At 54.5% G+C, this 21,580-nt stretch carries 19 protein-coding genes; 14 read left to right on the top strand and 5 right to left on the bottom strand.

From position 1 onward, the window contains the following. The first annotated feature begins 903 nt into the window (after positions 1 to 903). From HOV93_RS24355 to HOV93_RS24310, 10 genes are all read left to right on the top strand, one after another. A complete protein-coding gene (locus HOV93_RS24355) occupies positions 904 to 3,831 on the top strand; it encodes a ribonucleoside-diphosphate reductase subunit alpha (protein ID WP_207399163.1) in 2,928 nt (975 codons plus the stop codon). A gap of 131 nt (positions 3,832 to 3,962) precedes the next feature. Next, positions 3,963 to 5,024: a ribonucleotide-diphosphate reductase subunit beta gene (locus HOV93_RS24350; protein WP_235990967.1), complete on the top strand. Its 1,062-nt coding sequence runs from the start codon at positions 3,963 to 3,965 to the stop codon at positions 5,022 to 5,024. Positions 5,025 to 5,232: 208 nt separating this feature from the next. Further along, positions 5,233 to 5,439, top strand: a complete 207-nt coding sequence (locus HOV93_RS24345; RefSeq protein ID WP_207399162.1) for a hypothetical protein — start codon at positions 5,233 to 5,235, stop codon at positions 5,437 to 5,439. A gap of 485 nt (positions 5,440 to 5,924) precedes the next feature. After that, on the top strand, positions 5,925 to 6,941 hold the full coding sequence (locus HOV93_RS24340; RefSeq protein ID WP_207399161.1) for a DUF1559 family PulG-like putative transporter: 1,017 nt from the start codon (positions 5,925 to 5,927) through the stop codon (positions 6,939 to 6,941). Positions 6,942 to 7,002: 61 nt separating this feature from the next. Continuing rightward, on the top strand, positions 7,003 to 7,311 hold the full coding sequence (locus HOV93_RS24335) for a hypothetical protein (protein WP_207399160.1): 309 nt from the start codon (positions 7,003 to 7,005) through the stop codon (positions 7,309 to 7,311). Between the two features lie 102 nt (positions 7,312 to 7,413). Continuing rightward, complete coding sequence (locus HOV93_RS24330; protein ID WP_207399159.1) at positions 7,414 to 8,007, top strand: hypothetical protein; 594 nt, start codon at positions 7,414 to 7,416, stop codon at positions 8,005 to 8,007. A gap of 108 nt (positions 8,008 to 8,115) precedes the next feature. Further along, entirely contained in the window at positions 8,116 to 9,567 is a 1,452-nt protein-coding gene (locus HOV93_RS24325) for a neutral/alkaline non-lysosomal ceramidase N-terminal domain-containing protein (protein ID WP_207399158.1), read from the top strand. Positions 9,568 to 9,600: 33 nt separating this feature from the next. Beyond that, a complete protein-coding gene (locus HOV93_RS24320; protein ID WP_207399157.1) occupies positions 9,601 to 9,999 on the top strand; it encodes a hypothetical protein in 399 nt (132 codons plus the stop codon). Positions 10,000 to 10,269: 270 nt separating this feature from the next. Further along, complete coding sequence (locus HOV93_RS24315; RefSeq protein WP_235990965.1) at positions 10,270 to 11,223, top strand: sensor histidine kinase; 954 nt, start codon at positions 10,270 to 10,272, stop codon at positions 11,221 to 11,223. A gap of 51 nt (positions 11,224 to 11,274) precedes the next feature. Then, positions 11,275 to 12,063 carry a response regulator transcription factor gene (locus HOV93_RS24310; RefSeq protein WP_235990963.1) on the top strand — a complete coding sequence of 263 codons (789 nt, stop codon included), beginning with the start codon at positions 11,275 to 11,277 and terminating at the stop codon, positions 12,061 to 12,063. 83 nt (positions 12,064 to 12,146) lie between these two features. On the opposite strand, the gene HOV93_RS24305 is transcribed toward HOV93_RS24310, so the two are convergent. Then, a complete protein-coding gene (locus HOV93_RS24305) occupies positions 12,147 to 13,124 on the bottom strand; it encodes an acyl-CoA desaturase (protein WP_207399156.1) in 978 nt (325 codons plus the stop codon). Positions 13,125 to 13,584: 460 nt separating this feature from the next. Beyond that, positions 13,585 to 14,577 (bottom strand): 3-keto-disaccharide hydrolase, encoded by a 993-nt coding sequence (locus HOV93_RS24300; protein WP_235990962.1) that lies wholly within the window; start codon positions 14,575 to 14,577, stop codon positions 13,585 to 13,587. Positions 14,578 to 14,718: 141 nt separating this feature from the next. Between HOV93_RS24300 and HOV93_RS24295 the strand changes: the two genes are divergently transcribed. The 4 genes from HOV93_RS24295 to HOV93_RS24280 all read left to right on the top strand — a co-directional run bounded on the left by HOV93_RS24295 (position 14,719) and on the right by HOV93_RS24280 (position 18,264). Then, on the top strand, positions 14,719 to 15,168 hold the full coding sequence (locus tag HOV93_RS24295; RefSeq protein WP_207399155.1) for a TraR/DksA C4-type zinc finger protein: 450 nt from the start codon (positions 14,719 to 14,721) through the stop codon (positions 15,166 to 15,168). Positions 15,169 to 15,201: 33 nt separating this feature from the next. Then, positions 15,202 to 15,879: a hypothetical protein gene (locus HOV93_RS24290; RefSeq protein WP_207399154.1), complete on the top strand. Its 678-nt coding sequence runs from the start codon at positions 15,202 to 15,204 to the stop codon at positions 15,877 to 15,879. Positions 15,880 to 15,973: 94 nt separating this feature from the next. Beyond that, positions 15,974 to 16,858, top strand: coding sequence for a phytanoyl-CoA dioxygenase family protein (locus HOV93_RS24285; protein WP_207399153.1), 885 nt, complete (start codon positions 15,974 to 15,976; stop codon positions 16,856 to 16,858). Between the two features lie 113 nt (positions 16,859 to 16,971). Continuing rightward, positions 16,972 to 18,264: a hypothetical protein gene (locus tag HOV93_RS24280; RefSeq protein ID WP_207399152.1), complete on the top strand. Its 1,293-nt coding sequence runs from the start codon at positions 16,972 to 16,974 to the stop codon at positions 18,262 to 18,264. Here the strand turns inward: HOV93_RS24280 and HOV93_RS24275 are convergent. The 3 genes from HOV93_RS24275 to HOV93_RS24265 form a co-directional block, all read right to left on the bottom strand. Further along, positions 18,261 to 19,145, bottom strand: a complete 885-nt coding sequence (locus HOV93_RS24275) for a CBS domain-containing protein (RefSeq protein WP_207399151.1) — start codon at positions 19,143 to 19,145, stop codon at positions 18,261 to 18,263. The genes HOV93_RS24280 and HOV93_RS24275 overlap by 4 nt on opposite strands. Positions 19,146 to 19,750: 605 nt before the next feature. Further along, positions 19,751 to 20,299: an REP-associated tyrosine transposase gene (locus HOV93_RS24270; protein ID WP_207399150.1), complete on the bottom strand. Its 549-nt coding sequence runs from the start codon at positions 20,297 to 20,299 to the stop codon at positions 19,751 to 19,753. 292 nt (positions 20,300 to 20,591) lie between these two features. Further along, a complete protein-coding gene (locus tag HOV93_RS24265) occupies positions 20,592 to 21,482 on the bottom strand; it encodes an alpha/beta hydrolase (protein WP_207399149.1) in 891 nt (296 codons plus the stop codon). Between the last annotated feature and the right edge of the window lie 98 nt (positions 21,483 to 21,580).

The following is a 21,580-nucleotide window of genomic DNA, read 5'->3' as shown; positions in this document are numbered from 1 at the left end:
TCGAAGTGGTCGGGCGCTTCAGGTTCCAAGGCCCAACATGTTGTGGGTAGAAGGACCGTCAGGCTGAACACGGCCACGAAAAGACCGCTTCGCGCATTATCGAAGTCGAAGCACATAAATATGGTGGGTGGGAAAAAGGAAGGAGCGAGGTGGCAGGTGCTATCACCTCATCATAACGGCGATCGCATTTCGTTTTAAGTTCGAAATTGCGCGTGACCAAACGTGTCACTAACCTCGCTATCTTGTGCAGATGGGATGAAGTCCCGGTAAGAGGTTGATAAAGTCCAAAAAATCTTGGTTGGGTTCCCTGAGTTGGCCTCTGCTGGCACAAGATCTAGTGTTAGTGTTTGGGCGAAGTCGCTAAGTGTCGTGTTTTCAGGCACTTGGGGTGTGAGAATCCTCCCTTGAGGTATCGCCCCCATGGTCAGATAGCACTTGCTTGCTAGCGAACAGGGTGTGGAAAGATATGTCGGATGTTGGCCTTACTTGTTGGCTAGCAATGGTTTATGGCATGTGAAGATAATGTGGTTGACGTGGTCTGCTACCACGATATATTGGGCTCCCGTCGTTGAGAATGATTCAATTCGCCCCCAACATCTGGCGATAAACCATTTTTAGCGACACAGGATATTGTGCCTTGGTGATCCAGCGATACAATATCTTGTAGTGGTGCCCACGAGGTAGCGCGGCAATAGGCAGCCAAGCTGAGCGGGTGACGTTACCCCTGTTATCAGGGGTGAAGATTAGGAGTCTCAAGTTCTCGTCTGAACGTTGTGTCATGGACGACCAAGTAAAACCTACGCGGCTTGCTTGCGCTTGATGCTGTCAATTTTCGAACGTTGTCACCCCCCGGTGTGAGGTTCATGCAAGGTTTGTATTCAAGGCTGATTTAAGGCGACGGCAATGGAATCAAAGAAGAACCCAGACGGCATGAAACCGACTGGCAGTCAGCAACCTGTAGGAGACGATGTCATGACGACAGTGACGACCCAGGTATCTTTGGACGTCCGCAAGCGGGATGGCCGAATTACTTCCTTCGAATCGGCCCGCGTCGAGCAAGCGATCGAGCGAGCGTTCCGAGCCGAAATTGGGATCGCCGATGGCCAACCCATCGAAGGCGCTTTGCAGCTGCAGATCTCAGAAATCACGACCAATGTGGTCAATCAGATCGAAAATCGACCGTTCAGCCGCGATGGCGTGGACGTGGAAACGATTCAGGACGCCGTCGAGATTCAGCTGATGCGTCACGGGCACTTCTCCGTTGCCCGACGCTACATCTTGTATCGTGAACAGCATGCCAAGTTGCGAGCTCTGCGAGCGGTCGAATCCGACGGCACGCTGCAAGCTCCACGCATTCACGTGAAAGTGGAAACCGGCGAGAAGCAGCCGTTCGACTCGACTCGCATGCGTCGCCGGATTTATTCGGCTGTGCGTGGGCTGGAGCAAAACTGCTCGGCCGAAGAACTGGTCGAAGAAACCTATCGCACGCTGTACGACGGCATCACGCCGCAAGAGATCTACCGGGCCATGATCCTGGCATCGCGTAGCCGCATCGAACGCGACCCCGACTACGACACCGTCGCTGCCCGCTTGATGCTGATGGTGATCTACAACGAAGCATTGGGTCACATTCACCCGAATGAAGATCTGGCCGAAGTTTGCCAGCGTCAGTTCGAGGAATACATCAGCGTCGGCATCGAAGCCAAGCGTTTGTCGGAAAAGCTGCGTGAGTTCGATCTAACCAAGATCGCTGCGGCCCTGCGTCCAGAACGTGACGCCGCGTTCCCTTACCTAGGCCTGCAAACGATTTACGATCGTTACCTGCTGCACGTCGAAGGCCGCCGTATCGAGACACCACAGTACTTCTGGATGCGTGTCGCGATGGGCCTGGCCTGGAACGAAGACGACAAAGAAGCTCGGGCAATCGAGTTCTACAACATCTTGTCGACCTTCCGTTTCACTTCCGCCACGCCAACGCTGTTCAATGCCGGCACGCTGCACCCGCAGCTCAGCTCGTGCTACTTGAGCACCGTCATGGACGACCTGGAGCACATCTTCAAGGTGGTCGGCGACAACGCCATGCTCAGCAAGTGGGCCGGCGGTTTGGGCAACGACTGGTCGAACATTCGTGCTACCAATGCCCACATCAAGGGAACCAACGGCCAAAGCCAAGGCGTCATTCCGTTCCTGAAGGTGGTCAACGACACGGCCATTGCCGTTAACCAAGGTGGTAAGCGTAAGGGGGCCGTTTGTTCGTACCTCGAATCGTGGCACATGGACATCGAGGAATTCCTCGACCTGCGTAAGAACACCGGGGACGATCGCCGCCGTACGCACGACATGCACACGGCCAACTGGATTCCTGACTTGTTCATGAAACGAGTCCGTGAAAACGCCCAGTGGACCCTCTTCAGCCCGGATGAAGTGCCGGATCTGCACGACCTGTACGGCAAGAAGTTCCAAGAGCGTTACGAGCACTACGAGCAGCTCGCCGACGAGGGCAAGATCCGCATGTTCCGCCGCATCAATGCTTTGGAACTGTGGCGCAAGATGCTGACTCGTGTGTTCGAGACCGGCCATCCTTGGATCACCTGGAAAGACCCCTCGAACGTTCGTTCGCCACAAGATCACGTCGGCGTGGTGCACAGCAGCAACCTCTGCACCGAGATCTTGCTGAACACCTCGAAGGCAGAAACGGCCGTTTGTAACCTGGGTAGCATCAACATGCTGTCCCACGTCAAAGATGGCAAGCTCGACCACGAGAAGCTGCAGGAAACGGTCAACACGGCCGTGCGAATGCTCGACAACGTGATCGACATCAACTACTACCCAACCGACGAAGCAGGCAACTCGAACCGCAAGCATCGTCCGGTCGGAATGGGCATGATGGGCTTCCAAGATGCCTTGTATGCTTTGGGTGTGGGTTACGCCAGTGAAGAAGCGGTCGAGTTCGCCGACGAAAGTATGGAAGCCATTTCCTACTATGCGTTGCTGGCTTCCAGCGAACTGGCCGGCGAACGCGGTACCTACGAGACCTACCAGGGCTCGAAGTGGGATCGCGGTATCTTGCCGATCGATTCGATGGAAATCCTGGAAGAGGAACGTGGCCTGCCGATCGACATCGATCGCAGCTCGAAGTTGGATTGGCAAGTCGTTCGTGACGCGATCGCCAAGAACGGGATGCGTAACAGCAACGTGATGGCCATCGCTCCGACGGCGACCATTTCCACCATCATCGGTGTCACTCAGTCGATCGAGCCGACCTACAAGAACCTGTTCGTGAAGAGCAATCTTTCGGGCGAATTCCCCCAGATCAACCGCCGCATGGTGCAAGATCTGAAGGACCTCGGCTTGTGGGATTCCGACATGATCGAATCGCTGAAGTACTACGACGGCGGTTTGTTGGAAATCGACCGTATCCCGGACAACATCAAGCAGAAGTACCTGACCGCGTTCGAGGTCGCTCCGCAGTGGATGATCGAGTGTGCCGCTCGTCGTCAGAAGTGGTTGGACATGGGGCAATCGCTCAACTTGTACATGGCCGAGCCAAGCGGTAAGAAGCTGCACGAGATGTACTTCCTCGCCTGGAACAAAGGCCTCAAGACGACCTATTACCTGCGAACGCTCAGTGCGACCCAGGTCGAGAAGTCGACAATCGATGTCAACAAGTTCGGCATTCAGCCACGCTGGATGAAGAACCAGAGTGCCTCGTCCAACATCAAGGTCGATCGCGATAAGGCGGCCGAAACCGATGATCTGGATCAACTGCCAGAGCAACAGCCGGAAGCAAAGCAGTGCAACCTGGACGGTGACTGCGAATCGTGCCAATAGGCACGTGTTGTCGCCGGCCTCGCCGATACGGTTAGGCCCCTGTTCACAACGCGTCGGCCCCGTGGCCCTGGTGGCCGACGCGATGGCAAGAAGCGAATTCCCTGCACAAATTTTCCTTCGGAGAAAACACGATGTCCACTCCAAGCCTCGGCTTCGATATCGAAATGACCGGCACCCAGCGGGTTAACGCCAATGAAAAGCGGCTGATCAACGCCCACCAGGTTGACGTCAACCAACTGATGCCGCTGAAGTATCACTGGGCCTGGGAGCATTACGTCAACGGTTGTGCCAATCACTGGATGCCAACCGAAGTTCCCATGACCAAGGACATCGAAACGTGGCGCAGCGACAAGCTGACCGACGACGAGCGTAAGGTCATCATGCGGAACCTCGGGTTCTTCTCGACAGCCGAAAGCCTGGTTGGTAACAACTTGGTCCTGGCCATCTTCAAGCATGTGACCAACGCCGAAGCTCGCCAGTACCTTCTGCGTCAGGCCTTTGAAGAAGCGATTCACTCGCACACGTTCCTGTACGTGGTTGAAAGCCTGGGCCTCGACGAAGGCGAAGTCTTCAACATGTATCACGAAGTCAAGGCGATCACCAAGAAGGACGAGTTCGAGATGAACTTGACCCGCGAAGTGCTCGACCCCGACTTCAAGACCGACTCGTTCGAGGGAATTCAGACCTTCCTGAGAAACCTGATCGGTTACTACATCATCATGGAAGGTATTTTCTTCTACACCGGTTTCGTGATGGTGCTGTCGTTCCATCGCCGCAACTTAATGACCGGCATCGGCGAGCAGTTCCAGTACATCCTGCGCGATGAAACGGTGCACTTGAACTTCGGTATCGACCTGATCAACGGCATCAAGCAAGAGAACCCGGACGTCTGGACCGAAGAGTTCCAGCAGTCGATTATCGACCTGATTCACGAAGCAGTCGAATTGGAAATCGATTACGCCTCGGATTGTTTGCCCAATGGTATCCTCGGCCTGAACCGTGACCTGTTCCGCGACTACGTGCATCACATTGCCGATCGCCGCTTGGAACGTATTGGCTTGCCGAAGCAGTTCAATCAGGCAAGCAACCCGTTCCCATGGATGAGCGAAACCATGGACCTCGCCAAAGAAAAGAACTTCTTTGAAACGCGAGTCACCGAATACCAAAGCTCCAGCGGTCTCAACTGGGACTAGCTATCCGCCGGGATGCCAGAACACAACCTGGCCGATTCCCCGCGAGCAGCGCTTCACCTTTCTGGGCCTCCTCTTCCCTGAGGGAGCCAGACTTAAGGTGAGGGGCTAACAACTTAAGGATTGTGTCTTGTAAAGGACTACGAAGGCGGGCTACCCTAGCGGTAGCCCGTCTTTTTTAATTGCTTATCAACCTCGTGGGATGCGATTGATGAAAGTCCTCGGATACATTCTCGTTATCTTGGGTGGATTGATGGCCATGTCTGGCCTCAAGTTAGTCTTTACTGAATACGACTTGAACGATTCCCACGATATCTCGAAAGCCGCTGGCAGTTTGGGGGTCTCGGTCGCTATGATTGCCATCGGCGGATATCTGGCCTTCAGCAAGTCAGGCAAAGATAAACCCGGCAAAGAGTAGCCAACACGCGGAAACCAATGGGACAACCGCCCAGAGCCAAGCGATCCTCTCGGGCGATAGGCCGTCGCTCACGCTGCATCCCATTTCTATTGATCCTGCTTCTCAGGAGACACCCACCGAGTGGTCGGTCTGCTGTGCACAGAACGAGCGGTAAGGCATGCCTAAATATCTCGCAGCCATGCACTAATAATTAGGGTGGTGGCCAATAAATGGCCCCTGTTACGCCGCACGCTTGTAAGAGAGATCAATCTTCCTGAGATTTCTGTTTTTTGCCGTGATATCACGATCTACCTGACTGCTATTGGCTCTGTGGTAGAGAAAACCACATTGCTGCTTTACAGGGCAGTCCCAACCCGGCTTAAGGGATCCTCATTGTGATCAAGAAATATCCGTTTGGCATATTGTTTGTATTACTTCGCTTGACACTCTCATATATTCCCACGCATTCACCCCCTCCCCTTCCTACATCTGTGATGGAGACTGCTATGCGACGTTTGAAACGTCCTTCTGGTTTTACCCTTGTCGAACTCTTGGTGGTGATCGCCATCATCGGCGTGCTGATCGCCCTGTTACTGCCGGCCGTGCAAATGGCACGCGAAGCGGCTCGCCGGATGTCGTGTACCAACAATCAGAAACAGCTAGGACTCGCCCTCCACAACTACCACGACACCTTCTTAACCTTTCCGCGGTATAACCAGCTTGGCGTGGTCTCAGGTGCTTCTTCCAGTTACTCGGCCAGTCCTCACGTCAAAATTTTGCCGTTCATCGAGCAGTCTGCTGTTTACGAACAAGTAAAGACGGCCACGCAAAACTTCTATCACAATGCCAGTAACGCGGAATCGCTCGTTCAAAACAATCGGATTTCCGGTTTCGTCTGTCCTTCTGATTCGAGCTTTCCTGATTCGTCTCGCCAAGGTAACTGCAATTATCCATTCTCCGTAGGATCGAATCTGGGCTGGGACGTTGACGAAGCGCGGCAGAACGGTGTTTTCTGCAGGTACAAAGAAGTCAACTTCGCTGGGATTACCGACGGAACCACCAATACGATCCTCGTCGGCGAGCACCTTACTGGGGACGGGGATGATTCGTTCTATCGAGTCGAATCGGACGTGGTTCGCGGGCTCTCATGGTCGGCCAATGAATCGACTTCGCAAGGTCCCATCACCCAGGCATCGCTGGATGCCGCTGGGGTCGCCTGCGAGAACAACAAGTCGAATCACAGCAGCTATGCCGCTTTGCGTTGGACACGCGGCACCTTGGAATACGCCATGTTCAACACCATGGCGACGCCCAACTGGAAATATCCCAGCTGCATGACCTCGACCAACACCGGCAACCATGGCAGCTCAAAGGGAATTTATGTGGCCCGCAGCCGTCATCCGGGCGGAGTCAACTTTACGTTGGCAGACGGGTCGGTTCGCTTTATTACGGAAACGATCGATTCGAGCGCATATCACGCAATGGGAAGTCGAAATGGTGGAGAGGTTGTGCAAAACCCATAGCACTTCATTCGTTAGCCATTATTCCATTGATGAATTTCCCATTTGCGACTAGGAAAAGTCCATGACTCTGCGTGTTCACTACCATTGGTTTGTGCTGGTTGTTCTTGTGTTCTCAGGCTGCGGCGTCTCAGGAGAATCACCCGTCAGGGTCGTTCCCCCTGCCCCAGATGCGAAGGAGACACTTCAGCAAATTGGCTCGACCGGCAACCTGAAAGCGATGAAATCGCAACTCTATCAGGAAATCGACGGGATGCGAGAAGCCATGCCCGAGAAAGCCGCCGAACTGATGGCTGATTTCCAAAAACTGGTTGCCGAAAAAGACACTGCTCGGGTCAAAACCATGGCCCAGGAGATGGCAGACAAGCTCTAGGCTTGTTGACCCAGGTTACGAGCGGGCACCGTCGACTTCCTCTGTTTCATCCGTTATATCTAAGAGATGAAAACAAGAAGTCGACTTTCTACTTGGAAACAGATGAAAACGGCCATCATCGGCTGGGGGTCCCTGCTGTGGGACGATCGGCCCGAGTTTGATCAGCATCACGGTCCCTGGTATTTCGATGGGCCCATGCTGCGTTTGGAGTTCACTCGCATTTCCGTCAGCCGCAAACGGGCCCTCACCCTGGTTCTGCAAGAAGAGCTAGGAGCCAATTGCCGCGTGGCCTACACCATCAGCCACCGCGAGAGCCCGGCCGAGGCAATCCAAGATCTGCAAATCCGTGAAAATGCCTCCGAAAAAGAGGTCGGCATCTACCTGCCGCATGCCCATCCGCCTGGGCTATCGCAGGCCTCCGTCCCGCCGACGATTGCCGCCTGGGCCGATCTAACCGACTTCGACGCCGTCATCTGGACCGGCTTGCCGACCAACTTCAGCGAGCTGAGCGACTTGAAGGAAGCCTTTTCCCAAGCGTCGGCCATCAGGCATATCGAATCCTTGTGCGCCGATGGGCAATGGAAGTCAGTCGAGTACATCTTTCGCGCCCCGCAGTTCATCCGCACGCCGCTACGCAGCGAGCTTGAGTCGCTCGATTGGTTTGCGCAGTTGTGGGAACAAAAACAAGATCGCTGATTTTGTGCGTGCGACCTTAAAAATGAAATTGATATCACGTTCTATGTTGGTACATTGTGAGAACCTGCCTTAGATTGCTCGCCTTAACTCCGCGAAATGGAAACTGCCATGTCTCGCTATTTCTCCAACGTACTGCTCTGCTTGTTGGTGGCTGTTGCCGCCTGGGCCCCTTCCGCAAATGCCGCTGAGAAGCAATTACTCGCCGGCGCGGCGACCAGTAACATCACGCCGCCGCTCGGGGAAATGATTGTCGGAAACTGGCAGCCCATTCCAGCTCGACATATTCACGACGAACTACATGCACGCTGTCTGGTACTCGACGACGGGACAACGCGGTTGGCAATTGTCCTTTGCGACAACGTAGGCATTCCTGAAGACGTCTTCGACAAAGCCAAGCAGCTGGTCGAAGAGGCAACCGGAATCCCCGCTTCGCATCAGTTGATGGCCGCCACGCATACGCACTCGGCGACCACTGTGCGTGGCGAGTCGAAGATCATCAAACAGAATAAACTCACCGGGTATCGAGCGTTTCTGGTCCAGCGCATCGCCGACGGCGTGCAGCGGGCGATCAACAACCTGGAGCCAGCCCAGATTGGTTGGGGAGCCGCCCAAGAGCCGAGCGAAGTCTTCAATCGTCGCTGGTTTATGAACGACGCGGCGCAGTTGACCAATCCATTTGGCGGTGTCGATCGCGTGCGGATGAATCCTCCTCGCGGCAGCAGTGCGCTCGACCGACCAGCCGGCCCGGTGGACCCCGAGATCTGCTTTCTTTCCGTCCAAAGCCAAGACGGACGACCGATTGCCTTGCTGGCCAATTATTCGTTGCATTACGTCGGCGGCGTTCGTGGTGGAGACGTTTCGGCCGACTACTTTGGTTACTTCGCCAAGAAGATCGAAGACAAGCTAAACGCGACCGATCAGCAACCGGCGTTTGTGGGCATTCTCTCCAACGGGACCAGTGGCGATGTGAATAACATCGACTTCACGCAAAAGAGCCCCAAGCGTTATGCCCGGTACGAGAAGATGCAGGAAGTCGCCGAAAAAGTGGCCAGCAAAGTGGCCGCAGCACACGAAAAAATTACCTTCCAAGATTGGGTTCCACTAGGAGCCGCCGCGATGAAGCTTCCGCTGCAAACACGCCAGCCAACGCCGGAAATGATCAAGCACTTTGAAGAAGTCGAAGCTCGCTTGAAGGACGATGCGTCCGGCCACCGTCGCGAACAGATTTACGCCAGCCGTATTGAAAAAATAAAAGATGCTCCCGAGGTGGTAGAGGTCCCCATACAGGTCATTAAGATCGGCGAATTGGGCATTTCAGCGATCCCATTCGAGACATTCACCGAGACCGGTTTAGAGATCAAAGATCGTAGTCCGTTTGCCGAAGCGTTCACGATCGAGTTGGCCAACGGTTCGTTCGGTTACTTGCCGACGCCAGAGCAGCATCGCTTTGGGGGCTACGAGACGTGGTTGGGCACCAATTTTGTGGAAGAAAAAGCGAGCACAAAGATTGTCGAAAATTTGATGAGACTGTCTAATTCTCTTCAGGAGCAGGCAAAGTAAACTCATTTAGGCAATCGACAAGGCATCTACGCTATGCCGGAATTTTTAATCGTTTTGCATCACAAAGTGACGGACGTCCCGGAAGATGTGCCCGGCAAGGAAATCGCCAAGTCCGAGATCTTTCTCGGGCGACTGGCACGGAAGCTGGGGGTTGTCTCGCTGACCGATTTCAAAAGCCAATCACCGGCGGTGACCGATGCGTTGGCCGAGATCAATGGGATTGATCTTTCGGACGTCAAGCTCGAAAAAGAAACCTGGTTCGCGCCGCTGCAAGGTTTGCATACGGTTTCAGCGCTACAAGAACACCTGCGTTCCCATCCGGCCACATTGCCCAACACGAAGCAAGTGCTGGGCGAGCTAGACATCTGGAACCAGGTCCTCGCCCGGGCAGCCGAACAAGGCGTCGCCTGGCATCTACTGGTAGCCATTTAAGAGCATCGAGAACGATCGAACGTCGGCCCCACGCTTGTTTTAGCTCGGTGAAACAAGCCAGTCAGCTTGGAAGCTGACGGAAAAACGACGCATGAAAAGGAGCTCTCTGATTCTCGATCGACCACTGGGGCTATGATAAGGTGAGCGTCGTCCCGCTTCCCCTGCGGCGGCAAAAGGGGCAAGCCGTGATGACCTCGGATTGCGTCCGTTTCTCGTTATAATAGCGGCACATCACTTTTGTGCCCGAGCTTTCGTTATACCTGATGGTCTATGTCTAGTCGCCGCACCCTGCGTTTGCCCATTACGATCGCCGTAATCATGATCGTGCTGTTGATCGCACTGATCATTGGCTGGGTGATGATCACGGTGTGGGGGGCGACTGAAAACGAACAGGCGGCTCCCCTTTATTGGACGTTTCTACCGATCGGGGCGACCTTTCTGGCCGTGGTTTTGGCGGGGGTGATCTTCTATATGGTCCTTTCGATTAAAGCGATCAACTTGAGCCAACGGCAGGCCAACTTCATCGATAGCGTCACGCACGAACTGAAAAGCCCGATTGCTTCTCTTAAGCTGTACCTGCAAACGCTCAACCGTAGATCGATTCCGCCTGACAAAGTGGGCGCGTTTTACGAGACCATGCTGGAAGACGTCGAGCGGCTCGATCATTTGATCAATCACCTTTTGGAAGCAGGCCGGTTTGATCGCCGGCGAGAAGAGGCCGAAGAAGGAGATGTCCGTCTCGATAAGGTATTGGCCGGATGTGCCCAATCGGTGGCCCTTTTGTATCGCTTGCCGCCAGAGACGATCAAGCTGAAAACGGTTCCCTGCATCGTTCGCGGACTACATGGCGATATCGAGATTATCTTCCGAAACTTAATCGATAACGCGGTAAAATATTCAGGCAAAGATCCCGAAGTAAAGGTACAACTGCGCGTAAAATACAACGACGAAGCCGTCATTGAAGTGACCGACAACGGGCCTGGGATACCTTTCTCGCAGCGGCGCAAGATATTCGGTCGTTTTGTACGGCTCGGGTTAGAACTACAGCGCGAGAAGCCTGGCACCGGGCTGGGGCTGTACCTGGTGCGAACGCTCGTCCGCCGTATGAAGGGGGACGTGCGGGTCAAGGATCCGCCGAAGGGAAGCGGGACCCTGTTTGTGGTCACCTTGCCGGGGGCAAAGACCTTGGAAGAAGCCCACAAGCCTGAACCTGCCCCGGCTTGAACCCCTCTTGATCGAAGTATTCCTTAACGCCCTAACCGCATCCTAATTGTCATGACGATGAAACCGAATGCCGACACGCACATCTTAGTGGTGGAAGATGAAGACCACCTGGCCATGGGGATTCGCTTTAACTTGGAAGCGGAAGGATACCAGGTCTCGGTCGCGGAAGATGGCCGCATGGCTTTGCGTATCGCCGAAGAAAACCCGGGCCGAGTCGATCTCGTGATTCTCGATCTGATGCTGCCAGGCATGAGCGGATATGCCGTTTGTGAAACGCTGCGAAGTAACGGCGAAGACATGCCGATCCTTATCTTGAGTGCCCGTACCCTCTCGGAAGATCGTACCCGGGGCTTCGATGTGGGGGCCGATCAGTACATGATGAAACCGTTCGACCTCGACGAATTTCTCAGCCGCGTGAAGAACCTGTTGTCTTTGCGTCGTCGTCGACAACCTCAGAAAGACGCGGAACAAGAACTGGTCCATCAGTACAGCTTCGGCGAAGTCGAGATCGACTTCGATACGTTTCAGGCCTTCGTCGACGGCAAGCCGATTCGGTTGACGCAGCTCGAGTCGAAACTGCTGCATTACTTCGTCACCCACCCCGATCGTATCATTCCCAAGGGAGAGCTACTGCGGGAAGTGTGGGAAATGCCCGCCAATGTCTCGACCAGGGCCCCCGACCAGTTCATTGCCCGGCTGCGAAAGATGTTCGAGAAAAACAAATCGAAGCCTAAGCACTTCATCACCATTCGCGACGCCGGCTATCAGTTTATTCCCAACGGGGAAGTCACCAACGAGGAAGCCGAAAAGAAGCCTGAGACTGACGAATCGGAAGCGTAGATTTCGTCGATGGAAAATGAAAAAAGGCCATGCGGTTTGCATGGCCTTTTCTGTTTCATTCTTTGAACTTGCCGAGCAGGCGATTAAACCTTGATCGCGCCGTCTTTGGTCTTTTGCTTGTAGTCGACCACGTTCCAGACCAGGCCGCACATTCGCATGACGCGGATGACGTTCCAGGTCAGGTCGAATTCCCACCACTTGTGACCGTGAACGGCCATGCGTGGGTAAGCGTGATGGTTGTTGTGCCAGCCTTCGCCGAAGGCCAACAGTCCGACCCACCAGAGGTTGGTGCTTTTGTCGGTGGTTTCGTAGTTGCGGTAGCCCCAGATGTGCGTGGCCGAGTTCACAAACCAAGTCACGTGCAGCAGCACGGTCAATCGTAGGAACATGCCCCACACGACCATCGAGATACCGGTGTACCAGCCGCCCAGGTAATAACCCAAGCCCAGCAGGCCGGCGCCCAGCACCAAGTGCCAGAGGATGAACGTGTTGTGCAAAAACCAGATGAACTTGTCTTTACGCAGGTCAGGTGCCCAACGCATGTGCAGTTCGTCTTTTTCTGGTCCGGTGTGATGCGGGAAGAGCCAGATGATATGAGCCCACACGCCACCATCTTGCGGCGAATGCGGGTCGTCTTCGCCATCGCTATGGGCGTGATGCTTGCGGTGCGTGGCGACCCAGTCGATCGCCGAGCCTTCGCCGGCAAGCTGACCGATGAAAGCCAACGTCCAACGAACGGGCTTAATGGTCTTGAAGCCAGCATGGGTAAAGTAGCGGTGGAAGCCCATCGTGATTCCAACGCAGCCGGTCAGATAAAACAGCACGACGGCGGTGATCAGTCCGCTCCAGGTGAAGCAGAACGGAGCCGCGAGTGCCCCGACGTGAATCAAACCGATCCATGCAATAATGGGCCAGGCACTACCATTGCGGAAACGCTGGCTGTAAGGCTTCGACTGACGCGGTCGGCTAGTATCCGCCTTCTTATTTTTACTAGGTCGCTCTTTGGTGAGATTGCTCTCACCGAGCAGCGAAGTCTTTTCGTTTTCGGTGACGATCGACATTGAGATGTCCTTAATTTCGATCCATTGAGGGGGAGAGGTCCAATTGGCGATTTCTGACATACGCAGAAGTATCGCGGATTGAGAAGAATTGTAAGAGGAATCGTCTCGCCGAGGGTAAATGGCGTGTCGCAGCTATGTAATAGTTATGTAAATGCGGGTGAGAACTAGGGTTACCGCATGCGTTTCGCCAGAAAACCGCCCCGGCCAGGGGGGCAGCGTGTGATAGCTGAGCCGATTGGGAGGGCGTAAACGAGACGTTATCCGGCGGCTTAGTACGTGTGGCTCGTTTGATCTTCCCAAGAACCTTGGGGGGGCATCACCGACAAGCGGCTAATGCAAGAGCGGAATCTAATCGCCAAGCACCCATCCTTATTCCCCAGAGGGACCAAGAAACGAACCGAGGGTGACCCGTCGGCCACCCTCGGTAATATGTCGTCTGCAAGAGGCTAATAGCCTGAGCTTACTCGGGCTTGTCGCTCTTCTTCGCGTCTTGCTTAGGCTCTTCGGCCTTTGGCTGCGGCTTGGCTTCTTCCTTCATCTTTTCCTTCTTAGGCTTCGCCTTTTCCGCTTTGGCCTCTTCCTTTTTAGGAGCCTTCTTCTGGTCGGCTTCTTTCTTACCCGCTTCTTCCTTGTCGGATTCACTCTCTTGAGGTGGCGTCGCAGTGATTGGCTCGGTCGACCAGTCGGCCCGGTAACGGACCATTTCAGAGTCTTCCGGCACGAAGGTTGGCTCGATCGGCTGAATTTCGCGGACCCACATGTTGCGGAACCTTACTGGGTTGCCGTGAAACTGCAGACTGATACTTTCCGCGTCTTTGTGACGGTCGTATTCCGGAGCCTTGTGCCAATGGGTACTGCCGCGAATCGGGTAGCTGTTTTGCAAAAGCACCCCGTTATGGATCACGGTGATCCGGGCCGGAGCGATCACATCGGCCTTTTCGTTGCGGACCGGCTTGGTGAAGATGATGTCGTACGTGTTCCATTGGCCGGGCTTCTTCATTGCGTTAACCATCGGTGGCGACTGTTTGTACACGGCACCGGCCTGACCATCGAAGTACGTCGTGTTGTCGTACGAATCGAGAATTTGGATCTCGTAGGTATCCATCAAAAAGACACCGCTGTTGCCACGTCCTTGACCACTCCCTTTGACTTCATCCGGGGAAGCCCATTCCATGTGCAATTGAATGTCACCGAACTTCTGCTTGGTCTTGATTTGCCCTTTGGCTGCCGTCGCGACGCCGTCTTCAAACTTCCATTTTTCGCCACCATTCCAGGCCGAAAGATCTTCGGTACCGATCAGCACGATCGCGTCTGACGGAGGGTCCGCTGGCTTATCGCCGGGGGTAACCACTTTCGGTTCGGGCCACTCGATACCACTTTTGAACTCTTGGCCGCAAGCAATCGAGGCCACAGCGAGGCAACAAACCAAGGCAAGAAAACTACGCATCGACATCAGATGTCCTCTTCGGGGTGGGGGATTTTTGCAACAATACCAGATAGGTATCGGCCGCTGACGTGGTCTCCTATTCTAACTGGCCCCATTTTGAAAAACGATAGGTTGGCGTGCCGGCCTCAATTTTTGCTCGGAAAACGCATGCTGAAAGAAATTAGCTGTCCCGATTGTCATTGGCACCGACTCGTCGGTACGGCCGATAAATTTCGACTGTTGAATCAAGTCGGTATGCTGCGGCGGGAAGAAAACCCCGACCAGGCAATCGTCGAAGAACTGTTTGAGCGCAGCAGCCATAAGCTGACCTGCGACGAATGCGGACGCGTCGGCCTGCGAATTGATCTTCCCCGCGATGAAGAGGAAGACTGGGGAGACGGACGCGTTTGCCAGGATTGCCGCAAGACGATACCGCCCGAGCGGCTCGAGATCTTCCCAGATACCAAGATCTGCGTCGCTTGTCAGCAGAAAGATGATGATGGCGAAGACGACACGCAGCCCGATTTCTGTCGGAAGTGCGGAGAGGTTATGATATCAAGCACCTCCCGCGGCGGTGGACTGACGCGTTATCGTTTGCGTTGTCCGCGCTGCGGCTGACCTGCCGGATTCCTTTGCTATCGAGAAGATCGAATGTCGCGTTTCCTGTTTTTCATTTTCGTCGCCTCCCTGACCGGCTGTTTTGCCAAACCACCCAGCCAGGCCGAGCAGCGTGCTGAACCTTCGTTCGAGCTTCAACTGCTGGATGTCTCGTCGGCGGCGACCGATAGCATTCAGGTCAAGGATTCGGTCGTACCGCTTCAGCAGTTGCAACACCTTAGCGAGGCAACCGATCTGCGTGAGCTTCGCCTGGACCAAACCCCAGTGACCGATGAAGAAGCCGCGATTATCGCGTCGATACCAACGCTGAAGATCGTCAACTTGCCGGCCAGCCAGTTGACCGACGAAGGGATCGCGAAGATTGCTGCCCTGCCCGCGTTGGAACTACTGCGCGTGGGTTCGCCAAATATAACCGACCAAGGCATCGCCAAGATTGGTGATAGCCCTACGATTCTTTATCTGCATCTGATTAATAGCCCGGTCACCGATTCCGCCGTCGACGCGATTGCCGGCATGCAGCAGCTCGAATCGTTCTATGCCGACGGCACCCAGTTGACCGACGACGGGATGTCGAAACTGGTCAAGGCGCGACCCAAGCTGCACATCCATTTCAACGACCTGCACCCCAGTGGAAGCCACGCCGGGCATTCGCACGATCACGATCAACACGATCATGGTCACAACCACGATGAACATGACCACCAGCATTAAAGCCGCGATGACTTGATTTCCGGGCCATTGCTTGCGATAAACAGACCAACCTCGCTATTTCTTCTCGATAAACCTTCTTCGGAAGTGCTGAACTATGGCCCGCGATTGGTCTGAACTACACGAACTCGCCACTGATTTGTTTGCCTGGCCCACCGATGCCGATGGCTGGGAGCAATACCGTTTAACACAAGAGCAACTCGATTTCTTTAACGAGCAAGGCTACCTGGCCGGCGTGAAGATCTTGGATGCCAAGCAGATCGAAGTGCTTCGCAGTGAGTTAGCCGAATTCTTCGAAGCCGATCACCAAGGGCGTGAGCTGTGGTACGAGTACCACACCAACGAATCGACCACGCCTGAAACGGTGCTCTTTCATGCGTTGGGTGCCTGGCGACTTCGGCCGGCATTTCACGATGTGTTGTGGGCACCTGGTTTTGTGATGGCGGCCAGCCAACTGCTAGGCGGTCCGGTCCGTTTCTGGCACGACCAACTGTTCTGCAAGCCTGCCAAGCATGGCGGGGTGGTGGCCTGGCATCAAGATTACTCGTACTGGACACGCACCAAGCCGATCAATCATTTGACGTGCTGGATCGGTCTCGACGATGCCACCAACGAGAACGGCTGCGTGCAGTATATCCCTGGCAGTCACAAGTGGGACTTGTTGCCAATCACAGGCCTGGCCGGCAACATGGAAGCCATCCGCGACGTGCTCGACGACCAACAGTGGGAGCAGTTCCAGCATCCGGTGGGTGCCGAACTGAAAGCAGGCGAAGCAACTTTTCATCATCCATTAATGGTGCATGGCTCGTTTGAAAACCGAGTCGACCGACCACGACGCGCGACGGTGATCAATGCGTTTCGCGATGGCGTGGTCAGCGACAAGAACGAAGAACTGCTTACCGGCGTGCCACCCATCGCGGTCGGCCAAAAGATGGAAGGCCCGTTCTTTCCGCTGTTGTTCGATCCGGCCAGTGTTGCCTAAAGCGAAAAGTTTCTTGTCATTTTCCCCGGATGTTCCTACGATACGATAAGTCTCTTTTGAATAAAGCTTATCGCTGTCTTATCGTGTCGGTGGGACGCCTCGGGAGTCATGGTATGGGGCAATCTCCCCGTGAAGTATCGTTTGTAATGTTCTCGGCTGCCATCGTGTTGCTTGGCAGTCTGGCGTGGTCGGCTGGTCCTGTGGTGGCTGCGGACTCGCAAGCCGTGATCGACGAACTACTGCGCGACGGTTGGCAAATCGGTCCTGATGGGATGCAGAAGGTCCGCCAAGGTTCCCTGGCTGCACGTCAACTTCAGGATGCCGATGCCCTGTATGCCGCCGGCCTGGCGCTTTTACGACACCATCAGTACGACGATGCGGCCGCCTCCTTTCAAGCTGCGATCGACGTCGATAAAAAGCACTTTCGTAGTTGGCGAGCACTCATCTGGGTGAATACCCTGCAAGAAAAGTTCGAGGCTGCCTTGCTGCGCATCCATCAACGCTTGGCCCCCGAGCTTCCCACCAGCGAACTGACCGGCCAGGACGAAGAAGATGTCGTCGATACCATTCGGGCACTAGGCCGCTTGATCGGTTTTTACGAAGGTCCGCGTTCCGGTGATATTACGCCGCTGTTTGTAAAGCGGGCACGCCAAGCCATTCAGCCGGCCTTGATTGGTAAACGTCAGACCGAATTCGACAACAACTATCAAGACGTGACGACCTTGTTCACTTCTTCGACAACCGAACAGCAAGACGCTAAGGACGACGCCAAGCAAAAGGAGCAGATGGAAAAGCAAAACAACCAGCAGCAATTAGAGATTCGCCGCAAGCAGATTGAAGTCGATCAGCAACAGGCCTCCGATCAGATTGACAAGCTACGTAGTGAGTGGACTCAGGAAGAACAGCGTTTTGCTCAGCTGGAAGCCCCGCTCAACGTTTCCATTTCTCAGCTCGAAGCCCAGCAAAGCGTCATTCGGCGAGAGCTGGCAATCTTGATTGACGATGTCTTTCGCTTAAACGAAGAACGCCGCCGGACAAATGACCCGGCACGCAAGGATCGTCTTGATCGCGAGATCTTTCGGCTCGAACGTCTAGTCAACGATTACGAACGAGACCTGGCCTTGGTCCAGGCCGAAGGGCGTCGACTGGTTTCCAGTCGCGATGTCCTGCGAACACGTCGCTTGCAGACGCAACAGCGATTCGAAGCCGAGATCAAACAGCACATCGATCGGAAGCAAGATCTAGAGCGTGGAGAGAAGCGTCTTTCGTTGGAAACACGCCGAAATAACCGCCCGGCCACCGGCAACTCGGCCCGGGTGCGTGTTCTTTCTTCTAAGACCTCTAGCATTCGCACCTACTACGACTTTCCATTGGAAGTCGAACGGTTAACGCTCTTGGGACGTTAGTACGAGGTGCCGACGGTCTCTTTGTGGGCGGCAGCCAGTTCCACGTTACAAACGCGATTTAGAATCTGTTCTTCGGTGATCACGCCAAAGTACTCTTCTCCACGAGGGCAAACCATCACCGCATTGATCTGTTGTTCGTACATCGTAGTGGCGGCAGATCCCAGGTCGCTCGTTCGTTGTAGGCAACTGGTTGTTTTCAGCAAGTCAATCGCGGTGCACGTTTCGCCGAGCTTACCGTCGAAGAGCGTGCGTGCCATTTGACGACAGCAGTGACGCCGGAGGTCGCGGGCCGTGATCACCCCGAGCGGGCAATCGCCTTGGATGACCAGAACGTACGACAGGCCTCCTGCGATAAACAGCTTGCGGACTTCTTCGATTGGCGTGTCTATTTCAACGAGTTCAGGATCGGCGTCGTAGACCTCTTGAATAGCAACATCGCGAACCACATGCGAGCTGTAGGCCAATTCGCGGATGAAGTCGGTCGTTGTCACCATCCCCCACAACGCACCTGCTTTGGTAACCGGCAAGCAGTGGATACCTTGTTCGATGATCCGGCTTAAAGCATCCAGAGGGCTTGCCGAGTCATCGATCATTTGAACGTGTCGCTTCATAAAGTTGCTGACACGTACTTTGTAATTCTTGCGACACTCGTCCTGAGGGGCATTCGCGATATGACGTTCGGTAGCTGCCCTGACAATATCTTGGTCAGAGATCATCCCGATGATGTGTTGCTGGTCATCGACAACCGGCCAATGATGAAAGCCGGTGCTGTAGAGCCGCTCAAGAAGTTCGTCGAGCGTGACGTCTTCATGAACGCTGATCGGATTATAGGTGACCAGCGTTTCTAGTCCTCGTGTTAAAAACGAGTGGCTGACAATCATGACCAAGTGTGCCCCGAAAGGTAAGCGATTGTTGGATTCTTTTACCTACCAAAGCTTACTGCTTTACCCGTCGTCAGATGGGTGACTTGTAGAATAGATCACGGCAATTCTGGGGGGAAATGTTTCACCTGGTAACGGTTATAACAAGCATGCAGCCCCGCCCCAGGCAATTCGCTGCGGTTGCCCGACGCCAAAGGCAAGATTTAACCAGTCCCACGCCAGATCCCGTAAAGGATTCCGTAAGCAATTCCGTAGGGTGAGAGCAGTGACGCGAAGCGGAACGAATCGCACCAAATGCGGTCTCAATCTTATTGCGGCGCGTGTTGGCACTTCATGGTGCGATGCGCTGGCGCTGCTCGCACCCTACGAAACGGCGGTTCTAATTTCGGCAAGATTTAACCAGTCCCACGCCAGATCTCGTAGAGGATTCCGTAGGCAATTCCGTAGGGTGAGAGCAGTGACGCGAAGCGGAACGAATCGCACCAAATGCGGTCTCAATCCTATTGCGACGCGTGTAGGCACTTCATGGTGCGATGCGCTGGCGCTGCTCGCACCCTACGAAACGGTGGTTCTAATTTCGGAGACGGAGTTTTCACTTTTCGATCTCAATCAAAATCGCGAAATTCATCCCCCCGCCAAAATTGGGAATTGCCCCACTTGAGATCGTATTCGCCCAAACGGACAAATCGATGAAAGCTCGACCAAGGCCACTGAGCGGCTTGGGTGACTAATTGATGCTTAACTGGATTGATATGGATGTAGTCCACGCAGCGTTTTAAGTCATCTTCATCTCGGCAGGTATGTTCATAGAAACGACGTTGCCAGATGCCCGTTTCCCCGCGTGATTCACGGCTTTGATTGACTGGGAAAATCTTTCCCCCCTTCTGTTTCCAGTGTTTACTGAAGGTCGCTTTGATTTTTTGCCACCGCTTAGAGAAGTCTTCGCTCCCTTTCGGCAATTCCCAGATCGTGTGTAAGTGATCTGGGAGCAATACGAACGCAATCACGGAAAAAGGGAGCTCAACACGCGTTTTCTCGATGGCAACTCGTAGGCTTTGTCGTCCCAACAAAGTTGTTAGAAGGGGACGTCGATTTTCCGTGTTCACGGTAAAGAAGACGGTCCTCCCTATCGCAACTCGTCGGTAGTTACTCATCGATTCCCCTGGAAGTGCGAAATCTACTTTTCATAGAGTTCAACCTGTAGTGTGCTGAGCAGCGGAACGAATCGCACCAAATGCGGTCTCAATCCTCTGGCGACGCATGTTGGCACTTCATGGTGCGATGCGCTGGCGCTGCTCACACCCTACGAAGTGGATGCCAAAAAGTGGATGCCTAAAAACGTTTCGGCAGCTGACAATGGATGTAGAGTCCATTGTCAGCTGCCGAAGACGATGTTTCTGGTTGTACCTAGTTACCCGCAAGTTTTCCGCTTGGGTAACGGTCGGCTTACTTCTTCTCGCTGAGCATGCCGCGGTTTTTCAACCACAGGTGGCATAGCTTGCCCCACTCGGCCGTTCCGGGGATCGACTTGGCCAGACCGACGCCGTGGCGACCTTTCTCGAAAACGTGCATCTCGGCTGGCACCTTGTTTTCGACCAACGCCAGGTAGAAGACCACGCTGTTCTTCGGAGGCACGCCGGTGTCTTCGGTGGTGTGAAAGAGGAACGTCGGTGGCGTATCAGAGGTGACTTGCTGTTCGCTCGACATCGACTGAACGAGTTCTTTGTCGGCGTCTTTACCCAACAAGTTGTTTTGCGATCCGCGATGCGTGTACGGTTGGTCGAATGCGATCACCGGGTAGCACAGAATCATGAAGTCTGGCCGGCAGCTAACGCGGTCGACAGGGTCCTGGGCGTCGGGGTTGCCTGCGTCGAAGTGGGTACCGGCCGAGGAAGCCAGGTGACCGCCGGCTGAGAAACCCATGATGCCCACGCGGTTGGGATCGACGTCGTATTCTTCGGCCCGGGCACGCACCGTGCGGATGGCACGCTGAGCGTCTTGCAGCGGAATGGGGTGCTGATAGCCACGACCCTTGTGACGGTATTCCAGCACAAACGCGGCCACGCCCAGGTCATTCCAGAAGTTGGCGATATCGATCCCTTCATGCCCGGTGGCCAAATGGCCGTAGCCACCACCAGGAAACACAACGACGGCACAACCGGTATTGATTTCTGAAGCTGGCAAATAGGTGGTCAGCGTCGGAATGTCTTTCTCTTCGGTCCCTTTCGCACCGGGGGCACCATCTTCCCAAAGCGGAGCCTTTTTGCCTTCGGCAGCCCAAACGGACGCACACGAGAGAAACAAAACAAGGCAGCTCAACGCTAGATTCTTCAGCATGATGTGGTCTCCACAGGTGAAATCGGTGAGGTAGGGGCCCGAGTTTGGCAGGTTTGGCGGTCAATCGGGATGCAATTTGCCATGTCTCATGGTAATTT

It is taken from the genome of Bremerella alba (genome assembly GCF_013618625.1).
GTDB lineage: Bacteria > Planctomycetota > Planctomycetia > Pirellulales > Pirellulaceae > Bremerella > Bremerella alba.
This window is presented reverse-complemented; position numbering and strand designations above follow the sequence as displayed.

Excerpts from the sequence above, each read along its gene's own strand:
- HOV93_RS24335 (WP_207399160.1), top strand. The coding sequence starts at position 7,003 with ATGACTCTGCGTGTTCACTACCATTGGTTTGTGCTGGTTGTTCTTGTG.
- HOV93_RS24345 (WP_207399162.1), top strand. The coding sequence starts at position 5,233 with ATGAAAGTCCTCGGATACATTCTCGTTATCTTGGGTGGATTGATGGCC.
- HOV93_RS24330 (WP_207399159.1), top strand. The coding sequence starts at position 7,414 with ATGAAAACGGCCATCATCGGCTGGGGGTCCCTGCTGTGGGACGATCGG.
- HOV93_RS24350 (WP_235990967.1), top strand. The coding sequence starts at position 3,963 with ATGTCCACTCCAAGCCTCGGCTTCGATATCGAAATGACCGGCACCCAG.
- HOV93_RS24315 (WP_235990965.1), top strand. The coding sequence starts at position 10,270 with ATGTCTAGTCGCCGCACCCTGCGTTTGCCCATTACGATCGCCGTAATC.
- HOV93_RS24305 (WP_207399156.1), bottom strand. The coding sequence starts at position 13,124 with ATGTCGATCGTCACCGAAAACGAAAAGACTTCGCTGCTCGGTGAGAGC.
- HOV93_RS24280 (WP_207399152.1), top strand. The coding sequence starts at position 16,972 with ATGGGGCAATCTCCCCGTGAAGTATCGTTTGTAATGTTCTCGGCTGCC.
- HOV93_RS24290 (WP_207399154.1), top strand. The coding sequence starts at position 15,202 with ATGTCGCGTTTCCTGTTTTTCATTTTCGTCGCCTCCCTGACCGGCTGT.
- HOV93_RS24325 (WP_207399158.1), top strand. The coding sequence starts at position 8,116 with ATGTCTCGCTATTTCTCCAACGTACTGCTCTGCTTGTTGGTGGCTGTT.
- HOV93_RS24300 (WP_235990962.1), bottom strand. The coding sequence starts at position 14,577 with ATGTCGATGCGTAGTTTTCTTGCCTTGGTTTGTTGCCTCGCTGTGGCC.
- HOV93_RS24295 (WP_207399155.1), top strand. The coding sequence starts at position 14,719 with ATGCTGAAAGAAATTAGCTGTCCCGATTGTCATTGGCACCGACTCGTC.
- HOV93_RS24355 (WP_207399163.1), top strand. The coding sequence starts at position 904 with ATGGAATCAAAGAAGAACCCAGACGGCATGAAACCGACTGGCAGTCAG.
- HOV93_RS24275 (WP_207399151.1), bottom strand. The coding sequence starts at position 19,145 with ATGATTGTCAGCCACTCGTTTTTAACACGAGGACTAGAAACGCTGGTC.
- HOV93_RS24265 (WP_207399149.1), bottom strand. The coding sequence starts at position 21,482 with ATGCTGAAGAATCTAGCGTTGAGCTGCCTTGTTTTGTTTCTCTCGTGT.
- HOV93_RS24285 (WP_207399153.1), top strand. The coding sequence starts at position 15,974 with ATGGCCCGCGATTGGTCTGAACTACACGAACTCGCCACTGATTTGTTT.
- HOV93_RS24320 (WP_207399157.1), top strand. The coding sequence starts at position 9,601 with ATGCCGGAATTTTTAATCGTTTTGCATCACAAAGTGACGGACGTCCCG.
- HOV93_RS24270 (WP_207399150.1), bottom strand. The coding sequence starts at position 20,299 with ATGAGTAACTACCGACGAGTTGCGATAGGGAGGACCGTCTTCTTTACC.
- HOV93_RS24340 (WP_207399161.1), top strand. The coding sequence starts at position 5,925 with ATGCGACGTTTGAAACGTCCTTCTGGTTTTACCCTTGTCGAACTCTTG.
- HOV93_RS24310 (WP_235990963.1), top strand. The coding sequence starts at position 11,275 with ATGACGATGAAACCGAATGCCGACACGCACATCTTAGTGGTGGAAGAT.